This window comes from Kribbella caucasensis (assembly GCF_004361855.1).
Lineage (GTDB): Bacteria > Actinomycetota > Actinomycetes > Propionibacteriales > Kribbellaceae > Kribbella > Kribbella caucasensis.
This window is the reverse complement of sequence record NZ_SNWQ01000004.1, coordinates 276,713-296,488: the sequence shown is the minus strand read 5'-3', so window position 1 is coordinate 296,488 and position 19,776 is coordinate 276,713. Positions and strand designations below refer to the sequence as shown.

Here is a 19,776-nt window from a genome sequence, read left to right as displayed (position 1 = left end):
AGTATCTCGAAGGGACTAGCAGTGATCAAGTGGTTTCTGACCGTTGTCGCCGCCGGCGGTGTCCTCGCCGGTCTGCTCGCGGTGGGCGCCGGGGCGGCATCGGCCGTCCCCGACCCCGATGACCCCCACACGGTCTGCGGCGTCTGCTGGTAGGAAACCCTCCCGTAGACTGTTGCGCGTGGCTCGTGGCGATGGTCGGCTCACTCATGATCTTGACCCGCAGGATCTAGGCCCGCAGGACGCTTGTGGCGTCTTCGGGGTCTGGGCTCCCGGGGAAGAGGTCGCCAAACTCACCTATTTCGGGCTCTACGCTCTGCAGCACAGAGGGCAGGAGTCGGCCGGTATCGCGGTCGGCAACGGGAGCCAGATCCTGGTCTACAAGGACATGGGCCTGGTCAGCCAGGCCTTCGACGAGGCGACCCTGGCGTCCCTGCGGGGGCACATCGCCGTCGGGCACTGCCGGTACTCGACGACCGGATCCAGCGTCTGGGCGAACGCGCAGCCCACCTTCCGGTCCACCGCGACCGGTTCGATCGCGCTGGCGCACAACGGCAACCTGACCAATACCGGTGACCTCGCCGCCTCCCTGGACGGCAGCGACGACCTCGACCTCGGGATGGATCTCGAGGTCGAGCACGCGAAGGCGAACGCCAAGCACGGCGCGTCCTCGGACACCGACATCCTCACCTCGATGCTGGCCGGCTACCCGGATCTGACCATCGAGGAGGCGGCTGCCAAGGTGCTGCCGAAGGTCAAGGGCGCCTACAGCCTGATCTTCATGGACGAGAGCACCCTGTACGCCGCCCGCGACCCGCAAGGGATCCGCCCGCTGGTGCTCGGCCGGCTCGAACGCGGCTGGGTGATCGCCAGCGAGACCGCGGCCCTCGACATCGTCGGCGCCAGCTTCATCCGGGAGGTCGAGCCGGGCGAGATGGTCGCGATCGACGAGGACGGCATGCGCTCGACCCGGTTCGCCGAGGCGGACCCGAAGGGCTGCCTGTTCGAGTTCGTCTACCTGGCCCGGCCCGACACTCAGATCTCCGGCCAGCGGATCCACTCCACCCGGGTCCAGGTCGGCCGCCAGCTGGCCCGCGAGCACCCGGTCGAGGCCGACCTGGTGATCGCCACCCCCGAGTCCGGTACGCCGGGCGCGATCGGGTACGCCGAGGAGTCGGGCATCCCGTACGGATCCGGCCTGGTCAAGAACGCCTACGTCGGCCGAACCTTCATCCAGCCGAGCCAGACGATCCGCCAGCTCGGTATCCGGCTCAAGCTGAACCCGCTGCGCGAGGTGATCGAGGGCAAACGGCTGGTCGTGGTCGACGACTCGATCGTGCGCGGTAACACCCAGCGTGCGGTGATCCGGATGCTGCGCGAGTCGGGCGCGGCCGAGATCCACGTCCGGATCTCCTCGCCGCCGGTGAAGTGGCCGTGTTTCTACGGCATCGACTTCGCCAGCCGCGCCGAGCTGATCGCGAACGGCCTGAACACCGAGGAGATCTGCCGCTCGATCGGCGCCGACTCGCTCGGGTACATCAGCCTGGACGGACTGATCGAGGCCACCACGGTGCCGAAGGACAAGCTCTGCCGGGCCTGCTTCGACGGCATCTACCCGGTCGAGCTGCCGGCCCCGGAGCGGCTCGGCAAGCATCTGCTCGAGCTTCCGGTCACCGATGTGGACGGCCTCGCCACCGTCTCGGGCGGCGCCGGCGCGGCCGACGCCCTTTCCCGCCCGTAACCCAGGTTTACCCAAACTGGAACGCGGACGACGGACCGGCTGGGCCGGCGTCGTACCGCCGAGAAGGAGAAGAACGTGAGCCAGGGCGCGAGTTACGCCGCCGCGGGTGTCGACATCGAGGCCGGGGACCGGGCCGTCGAGCTGATGAAGGAATGGGTGGCCAAGGCGACCCGGCCCGAGGTGGTCGGCGGGCTCGGCGGGTTCGCCGGGCTGTTCGACGCGACCGCGCTGACCGGGTACCGGCGGCCGCTGCTCGCCACCTCGACCGACGGGGTCGGGACCAAGGTCGCGATCGCGCAGAAGCTGGACAAGCACGACACGATCGGGTTCGACCTGGTCGGCATGGTGGTCGACGACCTGGTCGTGTGCGGCGCGGAACCGCTGTTCATGACCGACTACATCTGCACCGGCAAGGTGGTCCCGGAGACGATCGCGCAGATCGTCAAGGGCATCGCCGAAGCCTGTGTCGAAGCCGGTACCGCGCTCGTCGGCGGCGAGACCGCGGAGCACCCCGGTCTGCTCGAGGCCGACGAGTACGACGTGGCCGGGGCGGCGACGGGTGTCGTCGAGGCCGACGAGCTGATCGGCGCGGAACGGGTCCGGGCCGGTGACGTGATCCTGGCGATGGCGTCGTCCGGGCTGCACTCGAACGGCTACTCCCTGGTCCGGCACGTGTTCTTCGACCGGGCCGGCTGGACGCTCGAGCGGGAGGTCCCCGAACTCGGTGGCACCCTCGGCGAGACCCTGCTGACGCCGACCCGGGTGTACGCCAAGCACTGCCTCGAGCTGATCCAGGAGCTCAACCTCGAACGCGACGGCGACGAGAAGCCGCTGCACGCGATGTCCCACATCACCGGCGGCGGTTTCGCGGCCAACCTGGCCCGGGTGATCCCCGACGACCTCACCGTCCGGATCGACCGCTCCACCTGGACCCCGGCGCCGATCTTCGACCTGGTCGCGGACCTCGGCGAAGTCGCCCGCCCCGAGATCGAGAAGACCCTCAACATGGGTATCGGCATGGTCGCCGTCCTCACCCCGGCCGAGGCCGACCGCGCGATCGCCTTCCTGGCCGACCGCGACGTACCCGCCTGGGTCTGCGGCGAGGTCAGCCCTTCCGGCGAGTCCACCGGCGTCGCCCTCCACGGCAACTACGCGCGCTGAACCCGCAGAGCGTCCGAAAAACTGTGGCCTGTAGCGCTCAGTTCTTCGGACGCTAGATCGGCCCCCGAGCGGCGGAAACGGGCACAGCAAAGCCGCCGGGTGTGCCGTGTGGTGAAACTGGTCCGTCAGCAGAGCACGGTCAACGGCCCGGACGCCCTCAGGCGCCGCGGGCCGGTCAACCGGGCAGTCGCTTTACCGACGGGGGTGGTAGTCGTCGGCGTCTTCGCCGACGTCAGAGTCGTCGTCACCGTTCGCAGAACGGTCGCCACCCTGGTCACCGGACAGCTCACGCTTGAGCTGGTCCAAGTCGGTGTCCCAGGTGCGGTACTTCAGGTCGCGAGCGACCTTCGTCTGCTTGGCCTTTGCACGGCCGCGCCCCATAGCGTCGACCCCCTCGCACAAGTCAACCGGGTACGCAGCGTGGCGCCCACGGATCAGTCGTCAGTAATCGTGGTTCTAGGTTACCCGGAGCCGGGGATCGACACACGCACCGCCCCCTGACTGGATGCCTTCAGACCTCCGATGACCGGCCGATGGACCCGGCCGGCCCCCTCGAACCGGTCAGGTCCATCGCGTCTTTCCCGCCTGACGGGGCCTGTGCAGCCCCGCCTACTTCACCTCGCGACGTGAGCTTGCCCACAGTCCGACCACGGTCGGCAGGACGATCCAGATGGCGACCGAGGTGAGCGTCTCGGGCAGCATCCCGTTCAGATCACGCTCCGCGATCCGGCCGAAGGCGCCGAACACGTCCAGCCAGGCCGCGTTGTCCTTGAACAGCGCCGGTCCGGCCAGCGACCAGGCAGTCGGGGCGATGAAGAAGACCAGGATCGCGACCGCGGTCTGGGCGATCACGGCTCCGAAGGCGGCGGCCATCACGACGTTCAGCGCGGTGGTCAGGTACGCACCGGCCAGGGCGCCCCCGATACCGGCGTACGTCGTGCCGTCGCCGTGGGTGGCTCCGGCGATCGCGGTGGCGGCCAGCGCCATCAGGGTGGTCACGGTCAGCACAACCGCGCTCAGCACGATCGCGGACACGAACTTGGCGAGCTGGACCCGTACCCGGCGCGGCGACAGCGTGAACGTGGTCAGCGCGGTCCGCTGGGTCCACTCACTCGTCATCGCCATCACGCCGACCACGGGCAGGATCAGCATCACTCCGGTGGACGCGGCGCCGAGGAAGCCGTCGAAGGCGGCCGGGCCCGGGTCGAGGTGGGTCAGCTGCCAGATCAGCGCGGCTGCCGCGAGGGCGAGGATGGCCGCGATCAGCACTCGGCCGCTGCGGGTGTCGAGGGACTTGCGTAGCTCGATCCCCACGAGCTTGGCGAAGGACTGGCCGCGCACGGGCGGCAGGTTGGTCGTTTCGGCGGCCCGGTGCTTGCCGGGGGCCGCGGCGGCGGCCGGACGGGTGACTTCGGTGACGGTCATAGCGAAAGCTCCAAGAGAAAGAAGGCGAGTTCGGAAGGTGGCTGCGGCCGCTCAGGCGGCGGCGGGTAGGTCGGTGGTCGCGGTCAGCTGGAAGAAGAGCTCCTCCAGGCCGGCGCCGTCGCTCTGGCGCAGTTCGATCAGGATCTGGCCGGCTGCGGCGGCCGCGCGGCCGACCTGCTCGGCTCCTGCGTCCACCCGGAGCGCGCCGTCGGTCAGCGGCTCGAGGCTCAGCCCGGCCGCGGTCAGCGCCTGGTTCAGCCCGATCGGATCGAGACCGCGGACCAGGGTGCCGCTGCCGGCGAGCAGCTCCTCCAGGGAGCCGTTCGCCACGATTCGGCCGCCCCCGATGACAACCAGCCGGTCGACGGTCGCCTGGACCTCGCCCAGCAGGTGGCTGGACAGGATCACCGTGCCGCCGCGCCCGGCGAAGTCCTGCAACAGGCCGCGCATCCAGCGAATGCCCTCGGGGTCCATCCCGTTGGCCGGCTCGTCCAGGATCAGTACGGCGGGGTCGCCGAGCAGCGCACCGGCGATCCCGAGGCGCTGGCGCATACCCAGCGAGTACTGCCCGACGCGACGCTTGGCGGCCGAGCTGAGCCCGACGGCCTCGAGCATCTCCTCCACCCGGCTCTTGGGGACCCCGAGCAGGCTCGCGCTGAGTTGCAGGGTCTCCCGGCCGGTGCGACCCGGGTGCTGTGCGGCCGCGTCGAGCATGACGCCGACGACCCGGCCGGGGTTCGGCAGGTCGGCGTACCGCTTGCCGGTGATGGTCGCAGTACCCGAGGTGGGTGGGGTGAGGCCGGTCAGCATCCGCAGCGTGGTCGACTTGCCGGCGCCGTTCGGCCCCAGGAAGCCGGTAATGCTGCCGGGCTCGACGGTGAAGGAGACATCTTTGACGGCCGTGCTGCTGCCGTAGCGCTTGGTCAGGTTCTCGACGGTGATCATGACCGCAACTCTTCCGTCCGCGACCCCCTCGCCACATCGCCCGACCGGGTGCGCTCACCCCCTACGAAAGTCGTCCTGGAACACCCCTAAGGGCAGCCGATCGGCGGACGAAAGCCAGGACGCAGCGCGACTACGCTGACGGAATGCAACGGTTGCGGCGTTGGTACGCGTGGTGGGCCATACAGGCTCCCCGGATGCGTGACGTCGTCTTCGTCGCCTTCAGCCTGCTGAGCATCGTCGGCCAGGCCAGCTCCGGTGGCCCCGGCACGGAGCCCGGCCAGGGCACCGGCCCGGGCGGCTGGGGAGCGCAGGAATGGTTCGTGCTGGGCGTCGGCGTCACGGCCTCGCTCGCGCTGCTGTGGCGGCGACGGTTCCCGATCTCGGTGACCCTGCTGACCATCGTCGCCACGGCGGTCGGGGGGACGTTCATCCCGATGGGCTTCGCGCTGCTGAGCCTGGCGATCCGCCGCCGCGACGGCCTGCTTGCAGTACTTGGTGTCGCCGGGTGCGCTGTGTACGTGGGTTCCCAGTGGGAGAACTCCGACGAACCGCTGCTGCTGCTGATCACCGGGCCGTTCGTCATCGGTGCCTGGATCGCGTTCGGCGGGTACGTCGGGACCCGGCGCGACCTGCTGGCGACGCTCCGGGATCGCGCCGAGCGGGCCGAGGCGGAGCGCGAGTTGCGAGCCGAGCAGGCCAGGCTCGGTGAGCGGGCCCGGATCGCCCAGGAGATGCACGACGTTCTTGCCCACAAGGTGTCCCTGATCGCTCTGCATGCCGGCGGCCTGGAGGTGAACCCGACGGTCGGCCCGGAGAAGGTGGAGAGTTCGGCCGGGTTGATCCGGCAGACCGCCCGGCAGGCGATGGAGGATCTCCGCGAGGTTCTCGGCGTACTGCGAACCGACGTGAGCGTGGACGGCGCGGACCTCGCTCCGGTGCCGAAGGCCGCCGACCTGGAGCGGTTGATCGAGGACTCGCGGGCCGCCGGGGTGAACGTGCACAGCGAACTGCTGCTGCCCGACGAGGTGCCCGCGTCGGTCGGCCGGACCGTCTACCGGATCGTCCAGGAGGCGCTGACCAACGTCCACAAGCACGCCCGCGGTGTGTCGACCGAGGTGCTGGTCCGGGGTGCGGAGGGCGACGGCGTGTCGGTCCGGGTGACGAACGTCCGGCCGGTGGCGGCTGATTCACTGCTTCCTGGGTCCGGTTCCGGCCTGGTCGGGCTGCGGGAGCGGGTCAACCTCTCCGGCGGGCGGCTGGCGGCCGGACCGACCCCCGATGGCGGCTGGCGGGTCGAGGCCTGGTTGCCCTGGTCCGACAGCCGCGAAGGCGCCGGACCGGACATGAGCGGGGTCGGCGAAGTGGAAGGGCCGGCTGAAGTTGAAGGCCCGGCCGAAGTGAAGGGGAAGCAATGACGCGACTGCTGATCGTGGACGACGAGGCGCTGGTCCGGGCCGGGCTGAAGATGATCCTCGAATCGGCCGACGATCTCGAGGTGGTCGCCGAGGCCGAGGACGGTGCCGACGCGGCCGAGATGGTTCGCAAGCACCGGCCGGACGTGGTCCTGATGGACATCCGGATGCCGCGGCTGGACGGACTCGCCGCGACCCGTGAGGTCCAGGCGTTACCCGATCCGCCGAAGGTCGTCGTACTGACCACCTTCGATCTCGACGACTACGTGTTCCGGGCGTTGCAGGCTGGGGCGAGTGGGTTCCTGCTCAAGGACACGCCGCCGCGGGAGTTGGTCCAGGCCGTGCGGGTGGTCGCGGCCGGGGACGCGATGCTGTCGCCGACCGTGACTCGCCGGCTGATCGGGCACTTCGCGGCGGATGCCCGGACCGATCGGCAGCGGGTGGCGCGGCAACGGCTGACCACGTTGACGGATCGGGAGCGGGAGGTGCTCGCGGCGGTCGCGCGCGGGTTGTCGAACGCGGACATCGGCAAGGAGCTGTTCATGAGCGAGGCGACGGTGAAGGCGCACGTGTCCCGGGTGCTGGTCAAACTCGACGCCACCAACCGGGTCCAGGTAGCGATCCTCGCCCATGACGCAGGTTTGCTGGATCAGTAGGGCGGGCTTCAGACAAAAGGAAACCGGCCGTGGCCGTCGGAGGGGTGGGGGGCGACGGCCACGACCGGTTTCAGGTCAGCGATCCAGGGGGATTGGATCTCGCTGACGGGCCGGAGCGTCAGGCGCGGCCGAAGGCCACGTTGCTGCTCCAGATCTTCGCCTTCGCGACCGGGCGACCCGGGCGCGAGGAGTGCCACAGCATGTTGCCGCCGGCGTAGATGCCGACGTGGTACACGCTGCCGCCACCGCTCTTGAAGAACACCAGGTCACCGGGCTTGGCGGCCTTGCGGCTCAGGTGCTTGGTGGCGGCGTACTGCTGGCGCGAGGTGCGGGGCAGCTTCTTGCCGGCCTTCTTGTAGACGTAGCCGGTGTAGCCGGAGCAGTCGAAACCGCGCGTCGTGGTGCCGCCGTACCGGTACGGCGTGCCCTTCAGCTTCGCGGCCTCGCGCAGCACCTTGGTGTGGAAGCTGCCGGTCGCCTTGCCGGTGCCGCCGTGCAGCAGACCGTGGCTGGCGGCGTAGAACAGCGAACGCCAGGTGTTCACCGTCATGGTGCCGGTGCGGGGCAGGCCCACCCGGCGCTGGAAGTTCGCCACCGCGGTGCGGGTGGCCGAGCCGTACCAGCCGCCGGCCGGCACGTCGAGCGACCGCTGCACGTACCGAACGGCCGAACCGGCGTCCGCGTAGCGCAGCAGCGGCTTGGTGGCGATCGGCTTGTTTCCCCGGGCCCAGGCGGCCGAGGTGGTCTTCGAGGTGCCCGCGTGGGCGGTGTCGGCGGGGGTGACGACGCTGAGTGCGGCTCCACCGCTGACCGCCAGGCCGACCGAGAGAACGGCGGCGGCGGCGCGACCTGGGGTGGCCGCGGTCTTGCTGGTCTTCCGGTGCTTGCCCACGGTGCGGCCCATGGGCCGGGTACTGGACTCGCTGGACTTGACGGCGCGCAGCAGCGCTGTCCGTCGGGCAGTGACGGGCATGGTTGTCTCCCGACGCCTGCGGAGTTAGCTGTCGGGTTCGGGCTGAGAAACTAGCCCGGTCCGCTCCCGCGGACTTCACCCCAGGGACCCGACCACTCACGGTCGAGACCCAACCTCCTGGGTCCCCCACCCCTGCCATTGGTATTCGAGGGGAACATGTGTGCCCTGGCAGGGCTCGGCGTTTGACACACATGCAGTTCGTTATTTGTCGAACCGCCGACGACTGTATAACAGAACGATCACGACGCAAACCCTCAGATCCACAGGCACCCTCCGGAAAGGCCCTGAGCGCCTCTCTGACGGCTCAGGGATCCAAGGTGAACATCAGTGGTCCTGAGCGTGTCTGAGCGGTATTCAGGCGGGCATACAGCCGTTTGATGTGATCTGGATCACATTCGTAGGTAGCTGTCTGTGACAACGAACACAGTGAGTACTCAGGACCCTTTCCCGACCAGTTCGGCGAACCTATCCAGCCCCACGTTCCCGCCGGACAGCACGACTCCGACGCGGTTCGGCAGCTCCTCGATCCGCCCGGCCAGCAGGGCCGCCAGCGCGCTCGCCCCACTCGGCTCGAGGACGATCTTCAGCCGCTCGAACGCGAACACCATCGCCGCCACGATCTCGTCGTCGGTGACCAGTTCGAAGCGCTCCACCAGCCGCCGGTTCACCTCGAACGTCAGCTGACCCGGCTGGGAGATCGCCTGCCCGTCGGCGATGGTCCGCGGTACGTCGATCTCCACCCGGTGACCCGCGGCCAGCGACCGGGCGTGGTCGTCACCCGCCAACGGCTCGACCCCGATCATCCGGATGCCGGGGCACAGGACGGTCGCCGCCGTCGCGCACCCCGCCATCAGGCCGCCGCCGCCCACCGGGACCAGCAGCGCCCCCAACGGCCCGGTCTCCTCGATCAGCTCGAGCGCGACCGTCCCCTGCCCGGCCATCACGTCGTAGTGGTCGTACGGCGGGATCAGGGTCAGCCCACGATCGTCGGCCAGCCTCGCCGCCAGGGCCGCCCGGTCCTCGGCGTACCGGTCGTAGCTGACCACCTCGGCGCCGTACCCGCGAGTGGCGGCGATCTTCGTCGACGGCGCGTCCGCCGGCATCAGGATCACCGCACTCGTCCCCGCCAGTGCTGCCGCGCACGCGACCGCCTGGGCATGGTTCCCCGACGAGTACGCCGCGACGCCGCGCCCGAGTTGTTCCGCGGTCAACCGGCTGACCGCGTTGAACGCGCCGCGGAACTTGAACGCCCCGATCCGCTGGAAGTTCTCCGCTTTGAGGAACACCTCCCTGCCGACCCGTTCGTTCAGCGTGCGCGACGTGAGCACCGGCGTACGGTGCGCCGTCCCCTCGATCCGTTGTGCCGCGTTCTGGACATCCTCGAAGGTGAGCATGTCCAGAACCTATCGGTCAGCAAGAGATCTGGGTGTCTCCGATGCCGAGGCAGATGTCCTTGCCCTGGCCGCCGTCGAGAGTGTCGATGCCCTGGCCGCCGATCAGCACATCCTTGCCATTACCACCGCGCAGGATGTCGTTCCCATTGCCGCCGAGGATCAGGTCGTCGCCGTTGAGCCCGCACAGTACGTCCGCGCCGGGTGTGCCGATCAGCAGGTCGCCGCCGTTGGTGCCGGTGATCGTGCAGGCAGGCGCCGGTGGTGGTCCTTCGGCCACTTCCACGGAGCCGGCTTCGCAGTTGGCGCCCTGCGGTCGGGTGATGCCGCGCTGGTCGGCAGTAAGGACAGTGCACGCAGCTGCCGGCACCGCGCCGTTCGCGAGACTCGCCGCCAGCGGAAGCATCGTCTGGGTCGGACCACCGTTGTTTGCAAGGGCTCCCAGCTGTGGGCTGCCGATGTTGCTCTGGTCACCGGCCCCGGCCAGGTCGCAGGTGCCGTCGCCGTCCAGGTTGTAGCCGGTGGAGTCGGTCAGCAGCTCGATACCGCAGTCGCTGGAACCGGTGCCGCCGGCAAGGATCGAGCCGAACGTGTGCAGCCCGGCGTTGGTCGCCACGTTCCGGCCGACGCCGCCCGCGGTGTTCCCCGAGACGGTCGTGTGCCGCAGGTAGACGTCGTGCGCGAGCGTGTAGATCCCGCCACCCGCGGCATCGGCGGTGTTGCCGGTGATGGTCGAGTTGTCCACCCGGACCTCGCCGGTGTTCGCGTAGATGCCGCCGCCCTGGCTGTCCGGGTCGCCGGTTGCGGTGTTGCCGTTGATCGTCGACCGGATCACCAGGATCTGCGCCGGGGGCGGACCACCGGTGTTCTCGATGATGCCGGTGTTGATGCCGCCGCCCGCGCCGGTCTTGGTGTTGCCGGACACAGTCGACTCGGTCACTGTCACGACGGGCTGATCAGCAGGTGCGTCCTGGTCGAACAGCACCTGGATGCCGCCGCCTGTACTGGTTCCGGCCGGGTGGTTGTCCGTGATGGTGGAACCGGTCACGGTCAGGTCGCCACACGCCGAACAGATCACGCCGGTGCCGCCGTTGTTGTGCACGGTCGTGTCGGTGACAGTGAACAGCCCGGAGCCCATCCCGGTTGTCCGCAGGCCGTCGCCGCCGTTGTTGCTGATGGTCGAGCCGGTCACGGTCAGATTCCCGTCGGTCAGGCCGACTCCCCGACCGGTGTTGTTCGTAATGGTCGTCCCGCTGATGTTCACGGTGCCCAGCGACAGGGCTACGCCGGTACCGGTGTTGTCGTGGATGCTCGAGTTCGTCAGGGTGAGAATCCCGCCACCGGACGGGCTGACCAGCACGCGGCCGGTTCCGCCGTTGTTACCGGTCGCGGTGAAGTCGGTCAGGATCGCGTCACCGTCGTGCTTCAAGGCGGCACCGTCGAAGAAGTCGCCGCCGGTCAGCGTCAACTCCTGGAGGGTCAGCGAGCCGGCGGAGTTGGTCGTGTCCATGACGCGTTCGCCGGCGCAGTTCTGGTCGATGGTCGACCCGTTGCCGTCGATCGTCAGCGGCTGGCTCGACGTACTGTCGAGATCTCCGCCGGCGTTGGTGTCGTCGTCATCGCACAGGTTCAGCCCGTACGTCGCCGCGGCGGCGAGGGTGACCGTGGTCGGGTCGACGGCGGCATTGGCCGTGTTGATCGCCTCGCGCAGCGACGTGACTCCGTCGGCGCCGTTCACGACATCGTTGGTGGTGGTAACGGTGATCTCGGCCGCCTGGGCCGGTGTGGTTACGACGAGCAAGGCGGCGATCAAGGTCAGACAGGACAGGACGATACGGCGCATTTGGTTTCCCCCCAAGCCGTCCGCGGTTCCCCCAGCAACCGGCTTTTACGAGACCTCACCGTGCCACAAGCGGACACTGGTCGCCAGAGTTCGTAGCATCGCGATGTCAAGAAGGGCGTAGCGGCTCCGTACTGATGACGAGCGGCTTCCAGTGGGGGAGCCGAGAACCCGAGGAGACCTCGTGAAGTACCTACTGGTCCTGAACATCAACCCCGAGGTGCTCGACGCGCTGTCGGAGGACGAGAGGCAGGCGATCTTCAGCGGTCACGAGAAGTTCATGGCCACCCTCCAGGAGTCCGGCGAGTTCCACAGCACGGTCGCGCTGGCCGAGCCGGCCAAGACGTCGGTGGTCAAGGTCCGGGACGGCGTGCCGGCGGTGACGGACGGGCCGTTCCTGGAAGCGAAGGAGTTCCTGGCCGGGTACTACCTGGTCGACTGTGCGACGCCCGAGCGAGCCCAGGAACTGGCCGCGATGATCCCGGACGCCGGGATCGAGGGCCTCGGGGTCGAGGTCCGCGCGGTGATCCACGAGGTCGGCCTCTGAAAGCCAATTGAAACGGCAGGGCGCCGGTGCGGTCCGGTAGCCCTGCCGTTCGGGTAGTTCGAGTGGTTTGGGTCAGGAGGTCTGGTCGTCCACGTTCGCCTCGGCGGCGTTCTTCTTGATCGACTCGATGCCGTTGAGCGCGCGCGCCTTGCTCTCGTAGCTCTCGCTGCTGGTCGCGATCACCTCGCCGTTGCCGGCCTTCAGCCGGAACCGGAACTCGCCCGACTTGTCCTTGTACAGCTCGAACTTGCCTGCCATGAAACCTCCCGTGGTGGTATGTGACTCCGCATCGGAGCGTAGTCCTCACCGCGGGTGGCGAACAGGCTGCGACATGCGGGCCTGGCCGAATCGAACGCTGTCCCGAGCCGTACGCTGTACGGTACTGTGTGCGGGTGGACGTCCAGACGATTCCCGCACTGCCCTGCCGCGACCTCGACGACGTGCTGCCGTTCTACCTGGCCCTCGGATTCCGCCAGACCTACCGGCAGACCGGGCCGAACCCGTATCTGTGCCTGAGTCGCGGCGACGGCTTCGATCTGCACTTCTTCGGCCTGCCCGAATTCGACCCGGAGAACTCCCTCGGCAACGTGATCGTCACCGTCTCCGACACGGGGATCCTGTACGACGAGTTCGCGGCCGGCCTGCGTTCGGCGTACGGGAAGTTGCCGTTGTCAGGGATCCCGCGGATCACCCGGCCGCGCCGCAAACAGGGCACGGCGGCGGGGTTCTCGGTGGTCGACCCGGGCGGAAACTGGCTGCGGATCACCGCCGGCCCCGAGGACGAAGGCGCCGGATCGCGGCTGGAACGCGTCCTGCTCAACGCCGCCCGGCAAGGTGATTCGCACGGCGACGAATCCGCCGCGATCGCCGTTCTGGAATCAGGTCTCCGCCGCCACTCCGACGCGACCGACGCCGAACGCCTTCCGCTCCTGGTCTACCTCGCCGAACTCGTACTCCGGACGGGGGACGCCGACCGTGCCCGCGCAGTACTGAAGGACATCGAAGGACTTGATACCTCCGCCGTAGCCGACGAACTCGCCGAGCTGAAGCGACAACTCACAGATTGAGCTGCGCCCGGACCGCCGTGATGTGGGTGTCGCGCGAGACGGGACCGCCGAACCGCAACCGGTCGTACCCGGTGAACTCGGGCTCCAACTCATCCAACTCGTCGACCAACGGCTTGACTTCGTTGCGCGGGGCAACTTCGATCGCCCTTATCAGGTGGTCTTTTCGCTGGATGGTCGTCGGGTTCACCGAGTGCAGGCAGACGTATCGCCCAGTCAAGTACGAGGTCCACTCGGCCTCGCCCTCGACCGGGTCCGACCACTGCCCGACGAACCACGCGCGCAGGTCGTCGCCGTACCGGTCGAGTAGCTCGAACTGGTCCGCCGGCACCATCTCGGCCCCGTCCGAACGGAGGTAACCAGGCAGCGGCAACTCGCCGTCCAGCATCAGCTGCCGGATCTCGTCGACGTCCCGGCCGTGTTCCGCGCAAAGCTCTTCCAGGACCCGGAACTGCCTGCTCACATAGGCGTCATCGGCCGGGCTCATCGGGTGAACGCCGTTGATCTCCAGGTATCTCTGCCGTACCGCTTCTCGACTCATACCGACGACCCTAGGGCCGCGATACTTCGGTCTCGGGCGAACTGAAGGTCATGCGTCCGGATCTTGCCGTACGCCGCGGATGCCGGCGACGATCAGGTCGATCCCGAGGGTGTAGTACCGGTCTGTTGAGGTCGGGCAGACCAGGGTGTCGGCCGCGCTGGTGATCAGCGGGTAGCGCTTGGGGTCGAGGGCGCCGAGCGTCGCGCGCTTCATCCGCAGTGACTGCTCGCGGATCTCCGGTTCGGGGTCCTCGCCGGCGCCGGGTTCGGTGGTGACGAGGACGATCAGCGAGCAGATCGCCTGCCGGCCCACCTCCGCCGCGTACTCCGGCTCGAACCCGCCCTCGATCAGCAACTCCATCGTCCGCTCCGCCATCACCAGGCCGGACTCGGCCACCAGGATCCGGGTCAGGGTGAGGCCGGCCACGTTCGGGTGCGGGCGAAGTGCGTCGACGAACGCTGCCATCACCGCGCGCAACTGCCGGTCCCACCGCTCGCCGGTCGGCTCGGGCAGGTCGATGTCGGCGAGCAACTTGTCGGCGATCGCGTTCAGCAGGTCGCTCTTGTCGGCGAAGTGCCGGTAGAGCGACATCGGGGTGACCTGGTGCGACTGGGCCAGCCGCCGGAGGGTGACCGCGGCCAGTCCTTCGGTGTCGGCGAGCAGGAGTGCGCTGTCGATGACCTTCGCCGGGTCGAGGCCGCGTCGCGGGGTCTCCTTGCTGAGGGTGGGCATGTTGACAAGTCTACACCGTAGACCTACTGTCTACGACGTCAGCATACAACGTATACATACGACGTAGACCAGTGAAGGATCCGCTATGCGACGCAGTCCCTGGGCCACCCTCGCGGTGCTCGCCCTGGCGCAGTTCATCGTGGTGCTCGACGTGACGATCGTGAACGTCGCACTGCCCGACATCCAGGCCGACCTCAACTTCAGCGCTGACACCCTGCAGTGGGTGATCAGCGCGTACACCCTGCTGTTCGGCGGTTTCCTGTTGCTCGGTGGCCGGATGGCCGACCTCCTCGGGCCCCGTCGGGTGTTCGTGGCCGGCCTGCTGCTGTTCGGGGTCACCTCGCTGGTGGCCGGCCTGTCCGATTCGCCCGGCTTCCTGATCGGCGCCCGCGCAGTACAGGGTCTTGGTGGGGCTCTGCTGTCCCCGGCCGCGCTGGCGATCCTGACCGTCACGTTCGCGCACGGTCGCGATCGGAACATCGCGATGGGTGTTTGGGGCGGCCTCGCCGGACTCGGTGGCACCCTCGGCGTGGTCGCGGGCGGCGTCCTGGTCGACGCGCTCAGTTGGCAGTGGGTCTTCTTCGTCAACGTGCCGATCGTGATCGCGTTGGTCGCGGTGATCCCCGTGTTCGTCCCCGACACTCGGCACAACACCGACGGGCCGCGCACCTTCGACACCGTCGGCGCGGTTCTCGGTACTTCGGGACTCCTGGCGATCGTGTACGGCGTCGTACGGGCGGAGCCGAAGGGGTGGGGATCGCCCGAGGTGGTCGGATTCCTTGGCGGTGGCGTGATCCTGCTGGCCTTGTTCGTCTGGGTGGAGTCGCGGTCGTCGGCTCCGCTGGTTCCGCTGCGGTTGTTCCGGTCGCGGGCGCTCAGTGTGTCGAGTGTGTCGCTGGCGTTGAACGGTGCGGGCTTCCTGTCGATGTTCTTCCTGACTGCGATCTACCTGCAGCAGGTCCGCGGTGACTCGGCCCTCGAAGCCGGCGTCCACTTCCTGCCGATGGGCGGTGCTGCCGTTCTCGGTGCTGTCGTTGCCTCGCAGCTCGTCCAGCGGGTCGGCACCCGTACCGTCCAGCTCGCCGGGGCCGTCCTGAGTGTGCTCGGTCTGCTTCTGCTCTCGCGTGCCGACGCCACTGGTTCGTACGCCGCGCAACTGCTGCCCGGGTTCCTCCTGTTCGGCGCCGGCATCATCGGCGTCGGCGTCCCCGCCCAGATCGCCGCCGTCTCCGAAGTCGAGCACCACGAAGCCGGCGCCGCCTCCGGAGCCGTCACCACCATGTACCAGGTAGGCGGCGCGCTCGGCCTGGCGATCGTCACCACCCTCTCCATCACCCGCACCACAGACGCCCTGTCCCACGGCGTCGCCCAGCAACAGGCTCTGGTCGAAGGCTTCCAGCGAGGCATCCTCATCGCCGCCCTCTTCGCCGTAGCCAACGTCCTGGTAACCCTCACCACCCCCCAAATCCAGCCCACCACAGAACAACTGGCCGAGGCCGCAGCCGCCGCCTGATTTGGTTGCTGCCAGCAACTTCACCTGGACCTCGGCGATCAGCTTTCGCCGAGGTCCAGTGCGTACGTGAAGGCCGGTTTGCCGTTGAGGTGTGTATCGCCGGTTTGGTGGAAGCCGGTGTGGTGGAGGACTTTTTGGGAGGCGTGGTTGTCGGTGGTGGTTCGGGCGGTCAGGCGGGTCAGGGCGTACTGGGTTCGGGCGAGGGTGCAGGCTTCGCGGACTGCCCAAGTGGCGAGGCCTTTGCCGGTGGCGGATTCGGCGATGCGGTAGCCGAGTTCGGCGGAGCCATTGGCGGCTTCGACCACGTTGACCCGGCCGACGATGCGGTCGCCGTCGAGGATGACATGGAAGTGGTCGGTGCCGGCGTCCTGGAGTTCGAGCAACCACTTGTGCCGTTCGCCGAACTCCGCGAAGTAGTCGTCGCCGCGATCGGGGATGCTCCGGGCGAAGTACGAGCGATTCTCCGTCTCGAAGCGGAGCAACTCTGGCGCATGATCGTCGCGGAGACGTTCGAGACGGAACATGCGGGTGAACCTACAGCGGGTAGGTCACGTACGCGAACCGTTTGCTGTCCGGCGACCAGCTCGGCACGTTCATGGTGCCCTGACCGCCGAAGAGCGACGTGATCTCGCGGATCCGGCCGTCGGCGTCGAGCAGTCGCAGCCGTACGTCGTCCACGTCCGCGGGATGCCCGAGCGTCCCGGGCGGGAAGCTGACGTACGCGATCGTCGACCCGTCCGGCGCGGGATGCGGGAACCAGTTGACGCGTTCGTCGTACGTGAGCTGCTCCACCGTCCCGCCGTTCACCGCGATCCGGAACAACTGCGCATGCCCGGGCTCCGTCGACGCCCGCTCGGAGTTGAAGTAGATCCACTTGCCATCCGGGCTGTACTCCGAACCGTCGTCCGCGTGCTCGTCGTTCGTCACCTGTACGTCGTCACCACCGGCCGCGGGAATCGTCCACACGTTGGTGATCCGCTTGTCGCCGCGCTGCTCGAGCCCGATGTACGCAAGCGTGCTCCCGTCCGGCGACACCCCATGCAGAAAGTGGTGGAACCCGGGACCACGATCGTTGCTCACCCGCCTCGACGAACCACCAGCCAGCGGTACGGCGTACAGGTGCCCGTCATCGGCGGACACGTACACAGTGGTCCCGTCCGGACTCACCACATGATCGTTGTTGATCGCCGGTACGCCGCCCAGGTCGATTTCTCGAAGACCACCGCCAACCGTTGTCTTGAACAGCCGCCCGTCTCCGTTGACGATCAGCGAACCGTCGCCGGCCCAGTTCGGCGCCTCGAACAACAGAGTGGAGGAGGCGAACACGAGCCGGCTGTCCCCAGTGGTCACGTCGACGACATAGAGCTCGGCCCGCTGACCGTCGCGAAGAGTACGTGGCATGACAAGAACCTAGTGCACCTCTCAGGCGGAGGGTCGCGGGATTCAACCTGCGGACGTGGCTCCTGGGCGTCTGGTTCCCGGCGTGCTGTTGTCCGTCGCGTCGGCGTTGTGGCCGGTCGAGTACGCCGACAACGCCCTCGAGTTGCCGCATCCGCTGACCGTGCCCGGGTACGAAACGGTGCAAGACGTGTGGCAGGTGATCGCGCCCGCTTGCTATCTGTTGTTCCAGATCGCCTGGGCCACCGCTGTCGTCGTACGGCTCCGGCATGCCATCGGAGACGATGCGCACCAGCTCAGGTGGTTCGCGTACGCCGTCACGGTGAGCGTGCTGGCGATGATCGCGGGTATCGCCGTCTTCCGCTCGCCCGCGCTCGGTCTGCTGGTGGTGCCGGTCGTCCCGCTAGTCGCCGGCGCGGCCATCGTCAAGTACTGGCTCTACGACATCGATCTGGTGATCCACAAGACCGTCGTCCTGGGAGCGCTGGCCGCCGTCATCACCGCCGGGTACGTCGGTGTGGTGCTCGTGGCGCTCGCCTTCGAGCCCGTACGCCAACGTGCGCGGGCGCTGGCCGACCGATTGGTGTACGGCGACCGACCGTCGCCGTACGAGGCTCTGGCTCGGTTGTCCGCCGAGGTGGGCCGGCTGGATCGGCGGGCCGACCTGTTCTCCGTGCTGGCCGCGACCGTTGCCGACGCGGTCGGTGCCGCCGAGGTGACCGTGTGGGTCGGAAGCGAGGACCAGCTGCTTGCGGTGGCGTCCTGGCCGCCGCGGGAGGCGGGCGAACCGCCGCTGGCCGCCGGTGCGACGACCTTGGCGACGGTAGAGGACGACGAACGGCGGAGGGTCCGGCCGATCGTGCACCAGGGCACACTGCGTGGGGCGGTCGCCATCACGAAGAAGCCCGCGAGGCGTTGACGGCATCCGAGGATCGGTTGCTGGACGACCTGGTCGCTCAGGCCGGTTTGGTCATCGACAACGTCGGCCTGGGTACGGAACTGCAGCACCGGCTCCAGCAGATCGCAGTACAGGCAGGCGAACTCCAGGCCGCGGCGCGACGCATCGTGGCCGCGCAGGATGAGGCCCGGATGCGGATCGAGCGGGACCTGCACGACGGCGCCCAGCAACGCCTGGTCACGCTTGCGCTCAGCCTCCAGGCAGTGCGGGAACGTGCCGCGTCGACCGGCGACGACCGGCTCACCGCCCAGGTGGGGGCGGCGCGGCACCAACTGTCCGAGGCCCTGCTCGAACTGCGTGAACTTGCCCGCGGCATCCATCCCGCGATCCTCACCCAGGAAGGTCTGGAGGCTGCCGTCAGCTTCCTCGGCGAACGGGCGCCGCTGCCGGTGCGGATCGAGCTGCACCTGGACCGGCGGCTCGGGCCGGAAGTCGAGGCGACCGCGTACTTCGTCGTGAGCGAGGCCCTGACGAACGCCGCGAAGCACTCGGGCGCGACCGCCATCTCGGTTGGCGGCTCGATCCAGGGTCGCGACCTGTGCCTCGAGATCAGCGACAACGGCCGGGGCGGGGCCGACGGACACTGGGCAGCGGTCTGCAGGGTTTGGTCGACCGGCTCGCGACCCTGGACGGCCGATTGACGGTACACAGCCCGGTCGGCGGCGGCACCCAGCTTCGAGCGGAGATACCATGCGCGTGATCCTGGCCGACGACGCGATGCTGTTCCGCGAGGGAACGGCCCGCATCCTCACCGAGGCCGGCTTCGAGATCATCGGCCAGGCCGCGGACGCCGCCGCACTGCTCGACCTCGTCCGGCGGGATCCCCCGATGCGGCCGTCATCGACATCCGGATGCCGCCCGGCTTGTCCGCCGAGGCCTCGAAGCGGCCGCCCAGATCCGGGAGATCTCACCCGACGTCGGCTTGCTGCTTCTCTCGCAGCATGTGGAGACGCACTACGCCGTACAGCTGATGACCGAGTTCGACGTCGGCGTGGGCTATCTCCTCAAGGACCGTGTCTCGGACCTCGCCACGTTCGCGGCCGACGTACGCCGGGTCGCCAACGGAGACTGCGTGATCGACCCCGAGTTGGTCGCCCGCCTGGTCGGCAAGAAGCGTCAAGGCGACCCGGTCGGAACGCTGACCGACCGCGAGCTCAAGGTGCTCGCCCTGATGGCCCAGGGCCGCTCGAACATCGCCCTCTCCCAGGAACTCTCCCTCAGCCCCAAGACCGTCGAGGCCCACGTCCGCAGCATCTTCACCAAGCTGAATCTCGCCCCCGACCCCGGCGACCACCGCCGGGTCCTGGCCGTCCTCGCATTCCTCCGCGGCGCTCCCCGCACTTGACCTCTCAGCAGCTGGGGTCAACGGCAGCAGCCGGCCGCGACCTGACGGCGCAGGAGTGGCAGGAGAACTTCGGGGGCCGGTCATACCGCACAACCTGTCCCTGACCAGCGACACCGAGTTGCTGTCGCCATGGGGTT

22 protein-coding genes and 1 riboswitch are annotated in these 19,776 nt (G+C 68.5%); of the genes, 11 read left to right on the top strand and 11 right to left on the bottom strand.

Annotation, left to right across the window (positions count from 1 at the left end):
* The first annotated feature begins 21 nt into the window (after positions 1–21).
* The 3 genes from EV643_RS46435 to purM all read left to right on the top strand — a co-directional run bounded on the left by EV643_RS46435 (position 22) and on the right by purM (position 2,899).
* Positions 22–153: a hypothetical protein gene (locus EV643_RS46435; protein WP_255512959.1), complete on the top strand. Its 132-nt coding sequence runs from the start codon at positions 22–24 to the stop codon at positions 151–153.
* Positions 154–178: 25 nt separating this feature from the next.
* On the top strand, positions 179–1,738 hold the full coding sequence (gene purF, locus EV643_RS11295) for an amidophosphoribosyltransferase (RefSeq protein ID WP_133799956.1): 1,560 nt from the start codon (positions 179–181) through the stop codon (positions 1,736–1,738).
* Positions 1,739–1,813: 75 nt separating this feature from the next.
* Complete coding sequence (gene purM, locus EV643_RS11290) at positions 1,814–2,899, top strand: phosphoribosylformylglycinamidine cyclo-ligase (RefSeq protein ID WP_133799955.1); 1,086 nt, start codon at positions 1,814–1,816, stop codon at positions 2,897–2,899.
* A gap of 192 nt (positions 2,900–3,091) precedes the next feature.
* Here purM and EV643_RS11285 read toward each other — a convergent pair whose 3' ends face one another.
* The 3 genes from EV643_RS11285 to EV643_RS11275 form a co-directional block, all read right to left on the bottom strand.
* Positions 3,092–3,280 (bottom strand): DUF3073 domain-containing protein, encoded by a 189-nt coding sequence (locus tag EV643_RS11285; RefSeq protein ID WP_133799954.1) that lies wholly within the window; start codon positions 3,278–3,280, stop codon positions 3,092–3,094.
* A 228-nt stretch (positions 3,281–3,508) separates the two neighbouring features.
* Complete coding sequence (locus EV643_RS11280; protein ID WP_133799953.1) at positions 3,509–4,324, bottom strand: ABC transporter permease; 816 nt, start codon at positions 4,322–4,324, stop codon at positions 3,509–3,511.
* A 51-nt stretch (positions 4,325–4,375) separates the two neighbouring features.
* Positions 4,376–5,269, bottom strand: a complete 894-nt coding sequence (locus EV643_RS11275; protein WP_133799952.1) for an ABC transporter ATP-binding protein — start codon at positions 5,267–5,269, stop codon at positions 4,376–4,378.
* 194 nt (positions 5,270–5,463) lie between these two features.
* Here EV643_RS11275 and EV643_RS11270 point away from each other — a divergent pair, with 194 nt between their 5' ends.
* Both EV643_RS11270 and EV643_RS11265 read left to right on the top strand, forming a co-directional pair.
* Positions 5,464–6,684 (top strand): sensor histidine kinase, encoded by a 1,221-nt coding sequence (locus EV643_RS11270; protein WP_238165502.1) that lies wholly within the window; start codon positions 5,464–5,466, stop codon positions 6,682–6,684.
* Positions 6,681–7,337, top strand: a complete 657-nt coding sequence (locus EV643_RS11265) for a response regulator (protein WP_133799950.1) — start codon at positions 6,681–6,683, stop codon at positions 7,335–7,337. The genes EV643_RS11270 and EV643_RS11265 overlap by 4 nt, the downstream gene beginning before the upstream one ends.
* Positions 7,338–7,455: 118 nt before the next feature.
* On the opposite strand, the gene EV643_RS11260 is transcribed toward EV643_RS11265, so the two are convergent.
* The 3 genes from EV643_RS11260 to EV643_RS46665 form a co-directional block, all read right to left on the bottom strand.
* Positions 7,456–8,310, bottom strand: coding sequence for a C40 family peptidase (locus EV643_RS11260; RefSeq protein WP_133799949.1), 855 nt, complete (start codon positions 8,308–8,310; stop codon positions 7,456–7,458).
* Positions 8,310–8,471, bottom strand: a riboswitch (cyclic di-AMP (ydaO/yuaA leader). It overlaps the preceding gene by 1 nt.
* 273 nt (positions 8,472–8,744) lie before the next feature.
* Positions 8,745–9,704, bottom strand: coding sequence for a pyridoxal-phosphate dependent enzyme (locus tag EV643_RS11255; RefSeq protein ID WP_133799948.1), 960 nt, complete (start codon positions 9,702–9,704; stop codon positions 8,745–8,747).
* A 16-nt stretch (positions 9,705–9,720) separates the two neighbouring features.
* On the bottom strand, positions 9,721–11,544 hold the full coding sequence (locus tag EV643_RS46665) for a right-handed parallel beta-helix repeat-containing protein (protein ID WP_133799947.1): 1,824 nt from the start codon (positions 11,542–11,544) through the stop codon (positions 9,721–9,723).
* Between the two features lie 181 nt (positions 11,545–11,725).
* On the opposite strand from EV643_RS46665, the gene EV643_RS11245 reads away from it, so the two are divergent.
* Entirely contained in the window at positions 11,726–12,088 is a 363-nt protein-coding gene (locus EV643_RS11245) for a YciI family protein (RefSeq protein WP_133799946.1), read from the top strand.
* Between the two features lie 72 nt (positions 12,089–12,160).
* Here EV643_RS11245 and EV643_RS11240 read toward each other — a convergent pair whose 3' ends face one another.
* Positions 12,161–12,346 carry a YegP family protein gene (locus EV643_RS11240; RefSeq protein ID WP_133799945.1) on the bottom strand — a complete coding sequence of 62 codons (186 nt, stop codon included), beginning with the start codon at positions 12,344–12,346 and terminating at the stop codon, positions 12,161–12,163.
* Positions 12,347–12,480: 134 nt separating this feature from the next.
* Here EV643_RS11240 and EV643_RS11235 point away from each other — a divergent pair, with 134 nt between their 5' ends.
* On the top strand, positions 12,481–13,155 hold the full coding sequence (locus EV643_RS11235) for a DUF8817 family protein (protein WP_133799944.1): 675 nt from the start codon (positions 12,481–12,483) through the stop codon (positions 13,153–13,155).
* On the opposite strand, the gene EV643_RS11230 is transcribed toward EV643_RS11235, so the two are convergent.
* Positions 13,145–13,693, bottom strand: coding sequence for a DUF6058 family natural product biosynthesis protein (locus EV643_RS11230; protein ID WP_133799943.1), 549 nt, complete (start codon positions 13,691–13,693; stop codon positions 13,145–13,147). The genes EV643_RS11235 and EV643_RS11230 overlap by 11 nt on opposite strands.
* A 48-nt stretch (positions 13,694–13,741) precedes the next feature.
* Complete coding sequence (locus EV643_RS11225; protein ID WP_133799942.1) at positions 13,742–14,425, bottom strand: TetR/AcrR family transcriptional regulator; 684 nt, start codon at positions 14,423–14,425, stop codon at positions 13,742–13,744.
* Positions 14,426–14,510: 85 nt separating this feature from the next.
* On the opposite strand from EV643_RS11225, the gene EV643_RS11220 reads away from it, so the two are divergent.
* Positions 14,511–15,938: an MFS transporter gene (locus tag EV643_RS11220; RefSeq protein ID WP_133799941.1), complete on the top strand. Its 1,428-nt coding sequence runs from the start codon at positions 14,511–14,513 to the stop codon at positions 15,936–15,938.
* A gap of 38 nt (positions 15,939–15,976) precedes the next feature.
* Here the strand turns inward: EV643_RS11220 and EV643_RS11215 are convergent, their stop codons facing one another.
* Positions 15,977–16,462, bottom strand: coding sequence for a GNAT family N-acetyltransferase (locus EV643_RS11215; protein WP_133799940.1), 486 nt, complete (start codon positions 16,460–16,462; stop codon positions 15,977–15,979).
* Between the two features lie 10 nt (positions 16,463–16,472).
* The gene (locus EV643_RS11210; protein ID WP_133799939.1) at positions 16,473–17,339 is read right to left on the bottom strand and encodes a TolB family protein; all 867 of its coding nucleotides are present in this window, start codon (positions 17,337–17,339) and stop codon (positions 16,473–16,475) included.
* Positions 17,340–17,394: 55 nt separating this feature from the next.
* Between EV643_RS11210 and EV643_RS11205 the strand changes: the two genes are divergently transcribed.
* The 3 genes from EV643_RS11205 (at position 17,395) to EV643_RS45515 (ending at position 19,639) form a co-directional block, all read left to right on the top strand.
* A complete protein-coding gene (locus tag EV643_RS11205) occupies positions 17,395–18,255 on the top strand; it encodes a hypothetical protein (protein WP_133799938.1) in 861 nt (286 codons plus the stop codon).
* A complete protein-coding gene (locus tag EV643_RS11200; protein WP_133799937.1) occupies positions 18,252–18,935 on the top strand; it encodes a sensor histidine kinase in 684 nt (227 codons plus the stop codon). The genes EV643_RS11205 and EV643_RS11200 overlap by 4 nt, the downstream gene beginning before the upstream one ends.
* Positions 18,936–19,237: 302 nt before the next feature.
* Positions 19,238–19,639, top strand: coding sequence for a response regulator transcription factor (locus EV643_RS45515; protein WP_238165501.1), 402 nt, complete (start codon positions 19,238–19,240; stop codon positions 19,637–19,639).
* Positions 19,640–19,776: the final 137 nt, after the last annotated feature.

Bases quoted from the DNA above. Each gene is read 5' to 3' on its own strand.
- EV643_RS46665 (WP_133799947.1), bottom strand. From the start codon at position 11,544: ATGCGCCGTATCGTCCTGTCCTGTCTGACCTTGATCGCCGCCTTGCTC.
- EV643_RS11265 (WP_133799950.1), top strand. From the start codon at position 6,681: ATGACGCGACTGCTGATCGTGGACGACGAGGCGCTGGTCCGGGCCGGG.
- EV643_RS11285 (WP_133799954.1), bottom strand. From the start codon at position 3,280: ATGGGGCGCGGCCGTGCAAAGGCCAAGCAGACGAAGGTCGCTCGCGAC.
- EV643_RS11225 (WP_133799942.1), bottom strand. From the start codon at position 14,425: ATGCCCACCCTCAGCAAGGAGACCCCGCGACGCGGCCTCGACCCGGCG.
- EV643_RS11215 (WP_133799940.1), bottom strand. From the start codon at position 16,462: ATGTTCCGTCTCGAACGTCTCCGCGACGATCATGCGCCAGAGTTGCTC.
- EV643_RS11280 (WP_133799953.1), bottom strand. From the start codon at position 4,324: ATGACCGTCACCGAAGTCACCCGTCCGGCCGCCGCCGCGGCCCCCGGC.
- EV643_RS11230 (WP_133799943.1), bottom strand. From the start codon at position 13,693: ATGAGTCGAGAAGCGGTACGGCAGAGATACCTGGAGATCAACGGCGTT.
- EV643_RS11275 (WP_133799952.1), bottom strand. From the start codon at position 5,269: ATGATCACCGTCGAGAACCTGACCAAGCGCTACGGCAGCAGCACGGCC.
- EV643_RS11210 (WP_133799939.1), bottom strand. From the start codon at position 17,339: ATGCCACGTACTCTTCGCGACGGTCAGCGGGCCGAGCTCTATGTCGTC.
- EV643_RS11255 (WP_133799948.1), bottom strand. From the start codon at position 9,704: ATGCTCACCTTCGAGGATGTCCAGAACGCGGCACAACGGATCGAGGGG.
- EV643_RS11240 (WP_133799945.1), bottom strand. From the start codon at position 12,346: ATGGCAGGCAAGTTCGAGCTGTACAAGGACAAGTCGGGCGAGTTCCGG.
- EV643_RS11270 (WP_238165502.1), top strand. From the start codon at position 5,464: ATGCGTGACGTCGTCTTCGTCGCCTTCAGCCTGCTGAGCATCGTCGGC.
- EV643_RS11220 (WP_133799941.1), top strand. From the start codon at position 14,511: ATGCGACGCAGTCCCTGGGCCACCCTCGCGGTGCTCGCCCTGGCGCAG.
- EV643_RS11260 (WP_133799949.1), bottom strand. From the start codon at position 8,310: ATGCCCGTCACTGCCCGACGGACAGCGCTGCTGCGCGCCGTCAAGTCC.